A 14,273-nucleotide genomic window follows, 5' to 3' on the forward strand; every position below is an offset into this window, starting at 1 on the left:
TCATTGCATCCCCTTCTTTTTATACTAAAAAGAATAATATACTGATCGGTACAAAATGATTACTGTTAAGGATAACCATCAAAATGTTTTAAAGTCAAGAATTTATTCTGTGTTAATCTTGAAAGAAGAAAGACGGTTTGACAATTTTACCTGAACAAAATACAATCATAATGTACTGATTAGTAATGAAAAGAAAATGATATCCTTATAAATAAAGAAATAGACAATTGTTATCGTGAAAGGATTTTATTGTTGAAAAGAGGAATTGATGATGGTTCGACAGCGTGAGTTTGATGAGGAAAAAGCGTTGAATGATGCAATGATGCTTTTTTGGGAAAAGGGGTATAGAGCTACAACGTTAAGCGATTTGACTGCAAAAATGGGAATACAGCGGCCAAGTTTATACGCAGCCTTTGGAGATAAAGAGGAATTATTTGAGGCTGCATTACGCACATATACAAAGCAGCATGCAGCCCGTATTCGAACAAAACTTCAAAACAATCGATCTGTAAAGGAAGCATTTCATCTATTATTGACAGATGTAGTGGAAGAGGAATATGGAGATGGCCCAAGTAAAGGCTGTTTTTGCATTAATACAATAGTGGAGCTTGCTCCACACGAAGAGAAATTTGAAATTCTGACAAGAGAGCATCAAATGTATCTTTCGGTTATTTTTGAAGAAAAGATAGTGCAAGGTATTCGCTCAGGTGAGCTCGAAAGCGGCTCAAATGCTAAAGCCTTAGCACAAACACTGGTCGTTTCTTTCATCGGGCTCACCGTCCTAATGAAGTCACGTCCAGAGCGTTCATTTGTAGATCATTCTATAGCGACGATCCTATCCATTTTAAAATAAAATGGACAACACGCTATGACTGCTTCTGAGAAAAAAATTATACAAAATAGTGAAGCGTATTTTGATCCATTACATCAAAATACGCTTTTTCTTTTAGGGCAGTCATGCACAGAATCTTTTTTTATGATATGATAAGAGAACAAACATTCGTATTTGTGAAAAGCCAGCACATCCAGCTGCAAATGAAGAAAATAGAAAGAAGGGGAGACTTTGAAACCACTCACTAAAGAAGAAAAAAATCAAATGATGATGGCCATCCAGCGTTACTTTGCCGAAGAACGAGAAGAAGAGATTGGTGAATTAGCAGCCATTAATATACTAGAATTTATCACAAAAAACCTTGGAAGCTACTATTATAATCAAGGGGTTCGCGACAGCCGCAGCATCGCTGTTCAGCGGTCACAATTGTTAGAGGAAGACTTATTCGCACTCGAAAAAAGAATATAATCGAAAAGCCTGTAGTATCGGGTGGGACGAAATGATAAATAAGAAAAAGACCCCCTTAATAAAGAACGCATATTCGTATCATATGTAATGATTAAGAGGTGGAACCAAAGGGCCATCTGAATCGTTATATAAGTAACCATTAATGAAAATCAGCTTTTTTGGTTTTATTTCAATAAAAGAAGGAATAAAACATACAAATAGGCGAAGTGCAGATGATGGAGGTTCTAAATATGGGGAAAATTAAATTAAAAATTGCAATCTTATTTGTTTTACTGCTTTGTTTAGGCGCAGGTTATTTATACATGAATGGCATGAAAATTGAAGATGTGCCAACAGCCATTGGCGAGAGCTTAACAAATAATGATAAAGATTACACTATCTATGAATATACCATTACGAAAATTGATGGAGATGAATATTACGGTCAAGCAAAGAATGGCACCAAAATCATTTTTAATGGAAAGAAATTTGAAGATGATGTGGCCGATCTGAAAAAAGGCGATCGTATTAAAGCCTACTTTAGTAATGAAAAAAGAATAGATGGACTGATAAAAGTAGTAAAAGTCGTTAATTAACATGTCTCCTTTCCTATAAGGAGGCTTTTTTTGTGAAGAATCATGATTGTTGCATTTGAAAACAAGTATCGCTATAATAGCTCCTAAGGACAGCTAAATATCGATTGTATCCTTCGGGGCAGGGTGAAAATCCCGACCGACGGTAATAAAGCAAATGCTTTACAGCCCGTGACCCGTTAATTTATTAACGGTTGATTCAGTGAAAAGCTGAAGCCGACAGTGAAAGTCTGGATGGGAGAAGGATAAAGAAAGCTATGAACGAAAAATATTTGTTGATCATAGTCTTATTTCTGATGCAAAAAAACCACAGCCCCGGAATTTTTTCCGGGGCTTTCTGTATGTTTTTGTTGTTAATAGACGCATGCAGTGTTTATTAGGTGATCCCTCATCTACCTTGTATGGACCATAAAAAGCGACGAAGGTGCTCAATCGATCACATGTCCCTAACATCGCTTTTTTAAAAAGTGAGAAATACAAATGAAAAGAAAGGGAGGATCACATGTTTACGGGGATTATTGAAGAAGTTGGCACCGTTCAGTCATTAAGTAAAAAGTCAGCAGATGCCATGGAAATTGTCATTACATGCAGCCGTGTGCTGGAAGATGTTCACCTCGGAGACAGTATCGCCATTAATGGAGTATGTCTGACAGTCACAAGCTTCACAAAAGGACAGTTCGCGGCAGATGTGATGCCAGAGACGGTCAAATCGACATCACTGGATCAGCTGACAAAAGGCAGTCCAGTGAATTTAGAGCGAGCCATGTCCTCAAATGGACGATTTGGCGGCCATTTTGTCTCAGGCCATGTTGATGGAACGGCTGTCATTACCCGAATAGAAAAGAAGAGTAATGCCATTTACTATGATTTAAAGATGGACAAGACCCTCACAGATATGCTCACCCAAAAGGGTTCGATCGCAATAGATGGTGTCAGCTTGACCATTTTCGATTTGCGAGATTCACAAGTCACAGTCTCTATTATTCCTCATACGCTTGAAGGAACTATTTTCCCGACTAAATCTATGGGGGATATCGTGAATATAGAGTGTGACATGATCGGTAAATACATTTATCGTTTTTTAACAAAAGAGCAAGGCGATAAACAGCCATCTCGATTGACCCCATCATTTCTAAAAGAGCACGGATTCTAGGAGGCGATTGTATGTATCATTCTGTTGATGAGGCAGTAAATGCCCTTAAACAAGGAGAAATCATTATCGTAGTGGATGATGAAGACAGAGAAAATGAAGGAGACTTTGTGGCACTTGCTGAGCATGCCACACCTGAAGTGATTAACTTCATGGCTTTACATGGAAGAGGCCTCATTTGTACGCCAGTCGATGCGTCGATCGCCAAACACCTGAATTTGCATCCAATGGTTGAACATAATACAGATGCACACCATACAGCATTTACAGTAAGCATCGACCATGTGACAACGACAACTGGTATCAGTGCTTTTGAGCGCTCCACGACCATGCTGGCCATGTTAAATAAAGACGCAAAGCCAGACGAATTTGCCCGTCCAGGCCATGTTTTTCCGCTTATTGCAAAAGAAGGCGGCGTACTAGAAAGACCAGGTCATACAGAGGCGGCGGTTGATCTTGCTAAACTGGCAGGCTCAGAGCCAGCGGGAGTCATATGTGAAATTATGAATGAAGATGGATCAATGGCTCGCGTCCCTGAACTAAAGGAAATTCAAAAACAGCATGACTTAAAGATGCTGACAATAGAAGCATTACAGACATATTTAAACAATAATCAAACAGCGACTATCGAAACAAAATAAAAATCACAAAAAAGGATGATCAACATATGAATACAATACAAGGTCATGTAGTAGCAGAAGGACTAAAATTTGCAATCGTTGTAGCGAGATTCAATGATTTTATTACAAGTAAACTGTTAGATGGAGCAGAAGACACATTGCTCAGACACGGAGCAAATGGTGATGATATCGATGTTGTGTGGGTACCAGGCGCTTTTGAAATCCCGTACATGGCAAAAAAATTAGCTGAAACCAAAAAATATGATGCAGTCATCACACTTGGAACCGTGATCAGAGGCGCAACGACTCACTATGATTACGTTTGTAATGAAGCTGCTAAAGGAATTGCTCAAAGTGCAATGTCAACAGGGGTACCGATTATCTTTGGTGTACTGACAACAGAATCGATTGAACAAGCCATTGAAAGAGCTGGTACAAAAGCTGGAAATAAAGGCAGCGAATCGGCTGCAGCTGCTATTGAAATGGCGAATCTCAATCGAACTTTCTCTTAATTTAGTGAAAAAGAGTTTAAAAACGGTATAAAAATGTTTATAATGTGTGATGAGTAAATGAATCATAAGACATTTGCTGGAAATCAGGATAATTTGAATATTGAGGGGTATATATGTTAATTCGTTACAAGAGGTCTTTTGAAAAAATTGCCATGGGACTCCTGTCCTTTATGCCGGGTGAGAAAGACGTCAAACAGCTTCAGCAGACGATGAAGTCATATGAAATGGATGAAGATCGGCAGCTGTTCCTATGGAAAGATGGCGAGGATATTGTAGGTGCTATTGGTGTGTTGAAAACAGACGACCAAGTACAAATCGAACATATTAGTGTGAATCCATCCCATCGTGATCAAGGAATCGGCAAGGAAATGGTTTTAGCCGTGGAAGACATATTTAAAACCAAAACACTCATTCCAAATGAATTAACGCAAGGCTTCTTTCATAAGTGTCACAGCGAATCAAATTAAATATCACACATGTAAAAGCAGGGGCTACAGTCCTCTGCTTTTTTTACGTTCAATCTGCTTTTTTCGCTCCAGCAATACATCTGTCCGGTCACGGAGTCTATGTTTTTCGATTAAAAATGTATGGGATAAGTTGCTTTCCTGTCCAAAAAGCAGTCCTTCTTTTTGGGCCATTTCTTGGCATAAAGAAAGAAGTGCTTCATCTTTGATCGGCAGCATCAAACTTTCATAAGGCATATCTTCATCCATTTTCTTTTTCAGCGTTCTCAGAAGCATCAGAAATGCCTCATCATCCAGACCGAGATTCGATAATACTGAACGGTTTGCTTCTAACAAATGAAGACTGTTAGAAATGAGCCTTTTTGCTCCTTTTCCATTTCCCCGTCTTTGATGATACAAGGCAACAGCGAGCTGAATGAGCCCGACCCAATATTCTTTGCGCTGCTCAGGGGGATCTTCCTTCCAATATTCCTCTAGAATTTCATGACACTCAAAATAATCTCTTGTCGTATGAAATTCGTGTAAAAAAGCTACGTACGCTTCAGGATACACAGCGGTCATCTCCTTTTCCACTTTCAGTCTAACATATTGAAAAGAAAAGAAGAAAGAGCGTCCCTTTAGTGAAAAGGACGCTCTGTTTCTTTAATAAACCCAAGCCGCGCCAACGATGATCAGCAAGATGAAAAGCACGACAATAAGCGCGAATCCTCCGCCGAAGTTATAGCCATCTCCCATAATGATACGGCCTCCTTTTTCATCAGTTCTGATTACAATGGTATTCTATGTATAAATGCCCTTATTGGTATGGGCGAATCCACTGTTTTTCTTGATTTGCCCAAGGCATCATGGCCGAAATTATATTGGACGAGAGCTTTATCCTGTCTTATACTAAAGGTTAGCCGGTGAAACGGTACTTAGAAGACAGTAGAAATGGTGAGAAAAAGATGCTGGAATATCAGGTGAAAATAGATTCGTTCGAGGGTCCTTTGGACTTGCTTTTACATTTAATAAACCGGTTGGAAATTGATATTTATGATATTCCCGTCGCTAAAATTACGGAGCAGTATTTATTATATGTCCACACGATGAGGGAGCTTGAGCTCGATGTTGCGAGTGAATATTTGGTCATGGCTGCAACCCTCCTCAGTATTAAAAGCAGAATGCTTCTTCCGAAACAAGAGGAAGAGCTGTTTGATGAAGACCTGCTCGAAGAGGAAGAGGATCCTCGAGAAGAGCTGATTGGCAAATTGATTGAATACCGCAAGTATAAAAATGCAGCACAAGAACTAAAGGAACGCGAAGAAGAAAGGCAAAATGCCTTTACAAAACCACCGAGTGATTTAAGCGAATTTGCAAAAGAATCAGAAGCGAAGGACACAAATTTACACGTAACGGTGTATGATATGTTAGGTGCGTTCCAAAAGGTATTAAACCGAAAGAAAATAACGAAACCAGCACCATCAAAGATTACAAGACAAGAAATCCCGATTGAAGACAAAATGAATGAGATTATGAACCATTTAAGAAAAACAAAAAAGCGAACCAATTTCATGACTCTATTTCAACATGATCAAAAGGAACACCTTGTCGTGACGTTTCTTGCTGTTCTCGAATTGATGAAAAGTCATCAAATCATGTTAGAGCAGGAAGGGAACTTTGAAGACATTTATATCATAGGGAGTGAAACGATTCATGACGCTTGATATCGTGAATTGGAAAGCCATCTTAGAAGCGCTGCTGTATGCAGCAGGTGACGAAGGCTTAACAAGAAAACAGCTCATGTCTGTTCTTGAAGTAGATGAGTCGGTATTACTCGACATTATGTCTTCCGTAAAGGAAGAATATCAAAAACAAGAACGAGGGATTGAGCTCATTGAATATGCAGATTCATATATGCTGCTGACGAAAAAAGAATACAGCATGTATTTAAAAAAATTAGTCGAGACACCATCCAAAGGTTTGTCGCAGGCAGCGCTGGAGGTCCTTGCCATTGTTTCTTATAAACAGCCGATTACACGCAGTGAGGTAGAGGAGATCAGAGGAGTCAAATCAGAGCGGGTACTTCATAGCTTAGTAGCCAAAGCGCTGCTCTGTGAAGTAGGACGTGCCGATGGTCCGGGACGAGCGATTCTTTATGGGACAACCCCTACCTTTTTAGAGCAATTTGGCTTAAAAGCCTTAGATGAATTACCGCCGCTTCCAGAGAATGTGGAAGCAGATGGAGTACAAGAAGAGGCCGATCTATTTTTTGAAAACTTCAATCAAACATTTGAAGACATAAAATAGTTCAAAAGAAGGAAAAGTGTATGATAAAATATAAAAAAGATTTTAGGTCTAAAATCTTTTGATGAAAGATAAAATGGTGACAAAGCCATGAGGGGAAGGTAAACAAGAAACAAATGGCACATATGAATGTAAAGGCTCAAGTTGATCAAGCAGGCGTCTTTTTATCAAAGGTTGCAATTGAAATGAATAGTTTTCTGAACGAAGCCACCTTATCAAGCTTGAAACGATTAAACCCCGAAGCGGAAGCCTATTATTGTGACATATTGAGTACATTACGGAAGCTTGCAGTGTACAGCGAGGATGCAGCAGCAGTTTGCAGGAAAATGGGGCAGCAGCAGACATTTCCGCAGCAAGCCGCACAGCAGATGCTTCACCGTATTTATCATCAATGTATTGAAGAATTTTTCACGCCGAAAAAGGATACATGGTATGAAGACAGCCGTTCGGCCTATACAGGAAAAAGCAGCATTGTTTTTCACCATGAAGTATCCGCTGATATGAAACAATTATTTTCTTCATTAGAAAAAGACTTTTTAGCGATGAGAGAAGAGCTGGAATATACGACTTCTCATCAACAAGTGAAAATGGTATAAGTAATTCGAAGAAGCGCCTCTACATGTAGAGGCGCTATTTTTTATGGACGAGGCATCATAACTTTTTCAGCTGAGCATACACTTGTACAAAACGGACAAGGACGTGAATGAACATGCCCTATTTAAAAATTGGAACAGCAGTCCTTCTTCTATTTACACTCTTACTGCCTTTTTCCTCACATGCCAAAGCAGACATTTCGTTATCAGTGAGTGCAAGAAGTGCCATTTTAATAGATGGACAGTCAGGCAGAGTCCTATTTGGAAAGGACGAGCACGAAAAAAGAAGAATCGCCAGTATTACAAAAATCATGACGGCTGTATTAGCTATTGAATCAGGAAAAATGAAAGATACCGTCAAAGTATCAAAACGCGCGATTCAAGCGGAGGGCTCATCTATTTATTTAAAGGAAGGGCAGAAGGTGAGCTTAGAAGATTTGACATACGGGCTCATGCTGCGTTCTGGAAATGATGCAGCTGTTGCCATTGCAGAGCATGTTGGCGGCAGCTTAGAAGGCTTTATTTTTATGATGAATCAAAAGGCGGCTGAACTAGGAATGGAGAATACGAATTTTCAAAATCCGCACGGACTCGATGATCATAAAAATCATTATTCATCAGCCTATGACATGGCGATCCTAACAAAATACGCGATGAAACATAAACAATATCAAAAAATTGCCGGTACGACTTTCTATAAAGCGAAAACAATGGAAGGCTATTGGAAAAATAAAAACAAGCTACTCACCGGTTTATACGAATATTCAACTGGAGGGAAAACAGGATATACAAAACTTGCAAAACGTACACTCGTCTCCACCGCTGAAAAAGGGGATGCTGAGCTGATCGCTGTGACCATTAATGCGCCGGACGACTGGAAGGATCACATCTCGATGTTTGAATATGCATTTGATCACTACAAAACGTATGTGCTTGCTGAAAAAGGAAGACTTGCTTCTTTAAAAGGGACCTTTTACGAAAAAAAAGCGTTTATCAAGCGTGATGTGGACTATTTTTTAAATGAAGATGAGAAAAAACTTGTCAAAATTGAAACAGAAATGCTCACCCCTAAAAAGAAATGGAAAAAAAACGCCGAAGCCATCCCAGATGTTGTAGGGAAAATGACGATTTTATTAGATGGACAGGTGATCGAGCAATTACCGATTTTTTATGAGAATAAACGAAACCGCATGCCTCAGAAAAGCTTTCAAGAAATGTTTAAGTCTGTCTTTCAGACATCTATAGGCGGATCTTCATGGTCAATCTAATTTGGGTATTTCTCACTGTCATCGGTCTTGTCTATGCGATGTTTAATGGAACGATGCATGAAGTGAATGAGGCTGTATTTAAGGGCTCAAAAGAAGCGGTTACTATTTCAATTGGTCTGATTAGTGTCCTCGTTTTTTGGCTCGGGCTCATGAAGATTGCCGAAGAGGCAGGGCTGTTAAATTTCTTTAGTAAAATGTGCCGGCCCTTTATTTCAAAGCTATTCCCGGATATTCCGCCTAATCATCCTGCAATGGGGTATATTTTGTCCAATCTCATGGCAAATTTCTTTGGTCTTGGGAATGCCGCTACACCACTTGGGATTAAGGCGATGGAGCAGATGAAAGCATTAAATGGCGGAAAAAATGAGGCAAGCCGTTCTATGATTACATTTCTAGCGGTCAACACATCCTCTATCACACTTGTGCCAACAACCGTCATTGCTATAAGAATGACCTATGGGGCAGATCAGCCAACAGACATTGTAGGACCAACCATTTTAGCAACACTCATTTCAGGAATCGGAGCAATTCTCATCGATCGTTATTTCCACTATCGCAGAAGCAGGCGGGGGTGATCTTGTGGCATTTATTAACTGGCTGTCACTTGCTTTGATTCCACTGATCATCGCAGGGATTTTGATTGCTGGAACCATTAAAAAGGTACCAACATATGAAACATTTGTGGAGGGAGGAAAAGAGGGCATTCAAATTGCCTTTTCCATCATTCCCTATTTAGTGGGCATGCTTGTAGCTATTACGATATTCCGTGCGTCAGGTGCGCTTGATTTTGTTATGGGACTTTTAAAACCAGTCTTTACAGCGATTGGTTTCCCGGCAGAAGTCGTTCCGCTTGCGTTTATTCGCCCGATATCAGGAACGGCTGCACTTGGAATGACATCAGATTTGATAGCGACGTATGGCCCAGATTCTTTTATTGGCCAGCTCGCGGCTGTCATGCAAGGGTCAACAGACACCACCCTTTACATTTTGACGGTTTATTTTGGAGCAGTCGGTATTAAAAAAATGGGAGATGCGCTAAAAGTAGGTTTGTTAGCAGATCTCATTGGTGTCATTGCATCTGTGATTATCGTCAGTTTGTTATTTAGCGGCGCCTAATCAGGCGCTTTTTTGTATTTCATGGATGGAAAATTGCTTTTTAGCTGAAATTAGACAGACGAAACGCTTATTTTTCCACGAATGCTTGTTTGTTTTAGGTCAAGCAAGTAAGATAGTACATGAGGTGAAAGACAAATGGAACGTTTACAGAAAGTAATTGCACATGCCGGCGTCGCTTCAAGACGAAAGGCTGAAGAATTAATTAAAGAAGGACGAGTTACCGTTAATGGTCAAACAGTGACAGAGCTCGGAGTGAAGGTGGGCTCTTCAGATAAAATTGAAGTCAATGGCTTAAAGCTTGAAAGAGAAGAACCGGTTTACTTTATGCTTTATAAACCGCGCGGCGTCATTTCTGCTGCCGAGGATGATAAAGGACGTAAGGTCGTCACAGACTTCTTTGATGATGTCCCGCAGCGCCTTTATCCAATCGGCCGGTTAGATTATGATACGAGCGGTTTGATTTTGATTACAAATGATGGGGAATTTGCCCATAAGCTCATGCACCCGAAATACGAAATTGATAAAACGTATGCAGCGAAGCTAAAAGGCATACCATCAAAGGAACTGCTTAGAAAGCTAGAAAAAGGGATCATGTTAGATCATAAAAAAACAGCACCTGCTCGTGCGAAAATGCTTTCTATTGATAAACGAAAGCAAACTTGTATTGTCCAATTAACCATTCATGAAGGCAGAAACAGACAAGTACGCCGCATGTTTGAAGCGATCGGCCATGATGTCTTAAAGCTAAAGAGGGAGCAATATTCGTTCCTTCATATTGAAGGTATGAGACCAGGAGACCGCAGAGAATTGTCTCCACATGAAGTAAAGCGCCTGAGAGCAATTGCCGATCATGGGAAAAGCGCTTTTTAATTTTCACATAAACTTCAAAAAATGAAGAAGCATCAAAAGAAGGAGAATGCTATAATTTACCTGAATGTCTATGGGGAAGGGGTACTTCAGATGAAAAAAAGACGGTTTTTCATACGGACGGGCATTCTCCTCGTGATGCTTGCTGCACTATGTTATACAATGTATAACTCAGTATTTGCCAAACAGGATCGAGTCAAAGAAGGATCTATTGCGCCAAACTTTGTCCTTCAATCTGTGGATGGGGATCGGATTGAGTTAAAGGACTTAAAAGGCAAAGGTGTCTTTCTTAATTTTTGGGGTACATGGTGTGGTCCGTGTAAACAAGAATTTCCTTATATGGCGAATCAATATGAAGTGTTCAAGGATCGCGGTGTGGAAATTGTCGCAGTCAATGTTGCGGAATCCAAGATTGCCGTGAAAAATTTTATGGAATCCTATGGCGTGAATTTTCCTGTTGCCATGGACAAAGATCGTCAAGTAACAGAGGCGTATGATATTGGGCAGCTGCCAACTACGCTTTTACTTAATCCTGAAGGCAAGGTAATCAAAGTCATAAAAGGAACAATGACAGAACGTCAAATCTATGAGTATATGAATTTGATTAAACCAAAGGGGTCATAGAATGAAAGAGGTAAAGTGCGAGTGTGGACATATTAATCCAATCGGTACTCTTCTATGTGAATCATGCGGGAATCCTATTGCGGCTAAAGAGAAGAACTCTTCAAAGCTGCTTGATATGAGATATGACGGCAGTGCAAGACGCTCGCAAACATACAACAAAACGATTGTTGATAAAGTATGGAACTTTTTTTCTTCGGTTAAAGTGGGTGTGTGGCTGATTGTCATTACACTGCTTGCTTCTTCGCTTGGAACGATTTTTCCGCAGGAGCGATTTATTCCGCCAGGTGCATCTGCTTCCACGTATTATGAAGAGCAATATGGATCGTTTGGCAAGCTGTATTATACACTTGGATTCCATGATCTTTATAATTCTTGGTGGTTTTTAGCTCTTATCGCATCAATCGGAATCTCCCTTGTTATTTGTAGTCTCGACCGCGTTATTCCTCTTTATCGAGCACTCAAAAACCAAGGGGTCATTAAAACAGAAGGCTTTATGAGAAGACAGCGTCTGTTTAGTGAGACAGACAAAACATTAGATCAGCATACATATGAAGGCATCATCAGAGTAATGAAACAAAAGCGTTACCGCGTGCGAGAAGAAAATGGGTATATTTTAGCCGAAAAAGGACGTTTTTCACGCTGGGGACCTTACGTCAATCACATTGGATTAATCATCTTTCTCATTGGATCGATGCTCCGGTTCGTCCCGGGCATGTACGTAGACGAAACGCTGTGGGTCAGAGAAGGTGAAACTGCACCGATTCCAGGTACGGATGGTCAATATTTCTTGAAAAATAATGCGTTTTCAATTGATCGTTATGAAACTGGAAATGAAAAAGAAGTGTTTGAGAATGCCATTGAAAAAGCTGGCGACGGTCAAGTGGTGAAAAGCTATAAAACGGATGCCGTATTATACAAACGTGAAGGAGAAGTTGTATTGGGTGAAAAGCCCAAGCTGAAGCAGGTCACAGAACACGATATCAAAGTGAATGAACCGCTTAAGTTTGACAATTTCTCATTATATCAAGTGGATTTTAAACAAAATGAACTCGATCAAATGGTCTTTCAGCTGATTCGTAAAGACACAGAAAAATCTTTCGGTACAGTGAAGATTAATCTGCTGGAGCCTAAGTCAGAATATGATCTTGGTAGCGGTTACAAAGTCAAAGTGATGAGCTATCTGCCTGATTTTTATTTTGACGATGATGGAACACCAAGTACGAAAACAAGGAATCCAAATAATCCTGCTTTCGTGTTTGAAATGATTTCTCCTGAAAAACCTAAAGGTGAAAAAAGCTTTGTCGCCATTCAAGAAACAGTAGAGGGTTCTGATAACAATCTATATAAAATGAAGTTTGATCGGGTTGAAACGAAAAACGTCACAGGGTTAACTGTTAGAAAAGATTTAACACTAGGGGTGCTTATTGTAGGCGGAATCATTTTCATGATTGGTGTCGTGCAGGGGATGTATTGGCAGCATAGAAGAATCTGGCTGTCGGCAAAGGATGGAAAAGTATTGGTGGCAGGACATACAAACAAAAACTGGTTCGGCTTAAAGTCCGATCTTAACGTGTTACTGAGCGGCAGTGGCATCAAACAGCCAGTTGATCAAAAAGAGCTGCCTGATACAACAAGTATCAGCAAAAGCAAGGGGGAAGGATTAGATGGCGGCAGTCAGTGAAAATCTGTTATTTGCAGCTTTTCTATTTTATTTAGCGGCAGTTCCTTTTTTTGGTGGTGCCATTAAAGGAAAAAAGAAAGAAGATGGACCGCGAAGGAATAAGGCGGCACTCATTGGCATTACGCTTACTATCATCGGTTTTTTGAGCCAGTTGGGCTATTTTATTTCAAGATGGATTGCATCTGGTCATGCACCAGTCAGTAATTTGTTTGAGTTCACTACGGCTTTTGGCATGATGCTGGTGCTTGCATTCATCATTTTATATTTTGTGTATCAAGTGTCTGTACTTGGTTTATTCACACTTCCAATCGCTTTATTGATTATTGCCTATGCAAGTATGTTCCCATCAGATATTTCACCACTGATCCCTTCACTTCAAAGTAATTGGCTTTATATTCACGTGACAACAGCAGCACTTGGTCAAGCCATTTTAGCCATCAGCTTTGTGGCAGGCGTCATCTTTCTATTAAAGCATGTGGATCAAACAAAGCCAGGAAAGAAGACGTTTGGTTTAGAGCTTGTCATGTTTATGATTGTGGTGACACTTGCATTTATCGCTGTCACGTCTATCTTTAGAATGACAGGATATGAAGCGACATTTAATTGGATCGATAAAAATAAAGAAAAAAGTGTGATGGTCTATGAGCTACCAGCTCTTGTCGGACCTCATAAAGGGGAGCTTGTGACGGAAGATCGTTTGGAGCCGTTTGTTGAGCTGCCGCCTGTTTTTTCAGGCAGAAAGGTCAATACAGTGTTATGGTCATTTAGCGTAGGGCTGATTATATACGGACTCATTCGATTGATCATTCGCAAACGACTGAGCGCACTGCTTCAACCGCTAGTGAAACAGGTGAACCTAGATTTAGTCGATGAAATTGGGTATCGGGCTGTTTCGATTGGTTTCCCTGTATTTGCATTAGGCGGGCTGATCTTTGCCATGATCTGGGCGCAAATAGCATGGACTAGGTTTTGGGGCTGGGACCCGAAGGAAGTATGGGCATTGATTACGTTTCTCTTTTATGCAGCCTATCTTCATCTTCGCTTGTCGCGAGGCTGGCATGGTGAAAAGTCCGCTTGGCTTGCTGTGATCGGCTTCGCCATTATTATGTTTAATCTCATCTTTGTCAATCTTGTCATTGCGGGGCTTCATTCCTACGCATAATCACAAGGAAAAGCCAACTTTTATGATTCAATTCGGCTTTTTGTTAAAATGAATGTAACAA

Annotated in this window: 19 protein-coding genes and 1 riboswitch; of the genes, 17 read left to right on the top strand and 2 right to left on the bottom strand. The window is 40.2% G+C overall.

The features are described 5' to 3' along the window. Positions 1-271 precede the first annotated feature (271 nt). The 7 genes from QSJ46_RS07775 to QSJ46_RS07805 all read left to right on the top strand — a co-directional run bounded on the left by QSJ46_RS07775 (position 272) and on the right by QSJ46_RS07805 (position 4,621). Positions 272-853 carry a TetR/AcrR family transcriptional regulator gene (locus QSJ46_RS07775; RefSeq protein WP_107163402.1) on the top strand — a complete coding sequence of 194 codons (582 nt, stop codon included), beginning with the start codon at positions 272-274 and terminating at the stop codon, positions 851-853. 210 nt (positions 854-1,063) lie between these two features. After that, the gene (locus QSJ46_RS07780; protein ID WP_039179646.1) at positions 1,064-1,300 is read left to right on the top strand and encodes a DUF2164 domain-containing protein; all 237 of its coding nucleotides are present in this window, start codon (positions 1,064-1,066) and stop codon (positions 1,298-1,300) included. Between the two features lie 230 nt (positions 1,301-1,530). Continuing rightward, positions 1,531-1,875: a hypothetical protein gene (locus QSJ46_RS07785; RefSeq protein ID WP_008344451.1), complete on the top strand. Its 345-nt coding sequence runs from the start codon at positions 1,531-1,533 to the stop codon at positions 1,873-1,875. Between the two features lie 105 nt (positions 1,876-1,980). After that, positions 1,981-2,122, top strand: a riboswitch (FMN riboswitch). Positions 2,123-2,374: 252 nt separating this feature from the next. Next, positions 2,375-3,025 carry a riboflavin synthase gene (gene ribE / locus QSJ46_RS07790; RefSeq protein ID WP_039179642.1) on the top strand — a complete coding sequence of 217 codons (651 nt, stop codon included), beginning with the start codon at positions 2,375-2,377 and terminating at the stop codon, positions 3,023-3,025. A gap of 11 nt (positions 3,026-3,036) precedes the next feature. Beyond that, positions 3,037-3,663, top strand: a complete 627-nt coding sequence (ribB, locus tag QSJ46_RS07795) for a 3,4-dihydroxy-2-butanone-4-phosphate synthase (protein WP_080967235.1) — start codon at positions 3,037-3,039, stop codon at positions 3,661-3,663. Between the two features lie 26 nt (positions 3,664-3,689). Continuing rightward, on the top strand, positions 3,690-4,154 hold the full coding sequence (ribH, locus tag QSJ46_RS07800) for a 6,7-dimethyl-8-ribityllumazine synthase (protein ID WP_029706184.1): 465 nt from the start codon (positions 3,690-3,692) through the stop codon (positions 4,152-4,154). 113 nt (positions 4,155-4,267) lie between these two features. Beyond that, entirely contained in the window at positions 4,268-4,621 is a 354-nt protein-coding gene (locus tag QSJ46_RS07805) for a GNAT family N-acetyltransferase (protein WP_039179637.1), read from the top strand. Between the two features lie 24 nt (positions 4,622-4,645). On the opposite strand, the gene QSJ46_RS07810 is transcribed toward QSJ46_RS07805, so the two are convergent. Beyond that, positions 4,646-5,170 (bottom strand): DUF309 domain-containing protein, encoded by a 525-nt coding sequence (locus tag QSJ46_RS07810; protein WP_285604533.1) that lies wholly within the window; start codon positions 5,168-5,170, stop codon positions 4,646-4,648. A gap of 90 nt (positions 5,171-5,260) precedes the next feature. Further along, positions 5,261-5,353, bottom strand: a complete 93-nt coding sequence (locus QSJ46_RS07815) for a YjcZ family sporulation protein (RefSeq protein ID WP_012010430.1) — start codon at positions 5,351-5,353, stop codon at positions 5,261-5,263. Between the two features lie 209 nt (positions 5,354-5,562). On the opposite strand from QSJ46_RS07815, the gene QSJ46_RS07820 reads away from it, so the two are divergent. From QSJ46_RS07820 to ccsB, 10 genes are all read left to right on the top strand, one after another. Then, a complete protein-coding gene (locus QSJ46_RS07820; RefSeq protein WP_024422848.1) occupies positions 5,563-6,321 on the top strand; it encodes a segregation/condensation protein A in 759 nt (252 codons plus the stop codon). Next, on the top strand, positions 6,311-6,904 hold the full coding sequence (scpB, locus tag QSJ46_RS07825) for an SMC-Scp complex subunit ScpB (protein ID WP_024422847.1): 594 nt from the start codon (positions 6,311-6,313) through the stop codon (positions 6,902-6,904). Before QSJ46_RS07820 ends, scpB begins: the two co-directional genes overlap by 11 nt. Positions 6,905-7,017: 113 nt before the next feature. Further along, on the top strand, positions 7,018-7,497 hold the full coding sequence (locus tag QSJ46_RS07830; RefSeq protein WP_285604534.1) for a YpuI family protein: 480 nt from the start codon (positions 7,018-7,020) through the stop codon (positions 7,495-7,497). A gap of 113 nt (positions 7,498-7,610) precedes the next feature. Then, complete coding sequence (locus QSJ46_RS07835; protein ID WP_107163405.1) at positions 7,611-8,762, top strand: D-alanyl-D-alanine carboxypeptidase family protein; 1,152 nt, start codon at positions 7,611-7,613, stop codon at positions 8,760-8,762. Continuing rightward, a complete protein-coding gene (locus QSJ46_RS07840) occupies positions 8,750-9,337 on the top strand; it encodes a nucleoside recognition domain-containing protein (protein ID WP_039179626.1) in 588 nt (195 codons plus the stop codon). The genes QSJ46_RS07835 and QSJ46_RS07840 overlap by 13 nt, the downstream gene beginning before the upstream one ends. A gap of 4 nt (positions 9,338-9,341) precedes the next feature. Next, positions 9,342-9,878 carry a spore maturation protein gene (locus tag QSJ46_RS07845; protein ID WP_041085969.1) on the top strand — a complete coding sequence of 179 codons (537 nt, stop codon included), beginning with the start codon at positions 9,342-9,344 and terminating at the stop codon, positions 9,876-9,878. 135 nt (positions 9,879-10,013) lie between these two features. Next, a complete protein-coding gene (gene rluB, locus QSJ46_RS07850; protein ID WP_024422842.1) occupies positions 10,014-10,748 on the top strand; it encodes a 23S rRNA pseudouridine(2605) synthase RluB in 735 nt (244 codons plus the stop codon). A gap of 90 nt (positions 10,749-10,838) precedes the next feature. Then, on the top strand, positions 10,839-11,369 hold the full coding sequence (gene resA / locus QSJ46_RS07855; protein ID WP_047204114.1) for a thiol-disulfide oxidoreductase ResA: 531 nt from the start codon (positions 10,839-10,841) through the stop codon (positions 11,367-11,369). Between the two features lies 1 nt (position 11,370). Then, entirely contained in the window at positions 11,371-13,050 is a 1,680-nt protein-coding gene (resB, locus tag QSJ46_RS07860; protein WP_047204113.1) for a cytochrome c biogenesis protein ResB, read from the top strand. Continuing rightward, entirely contained in the window at positions 13,034-14,212 is a 1,179-nt protein-coding gene (gene ccsB, locus QSJ46_RS07865; protein ID WP_039179613.1) for a c-type cytochrome biogenesis protein CcsB, read from the top strand. Before resB ends, ccsB begins: the two co-directional genes overlap by 17 nt. Positions 14,213-14,273 lie beyond the last annotated feature (61 nt).

Origin of the sequence: Bacillus sp. YKCMOAS1, assembly GCF_030268125.1 — a bacterium.
Classification (GTDB): Bacteria; Bacillota; Bacilli; order Bacillales; family Bacillaceae; genus Bacillus; species Bacillus safensis.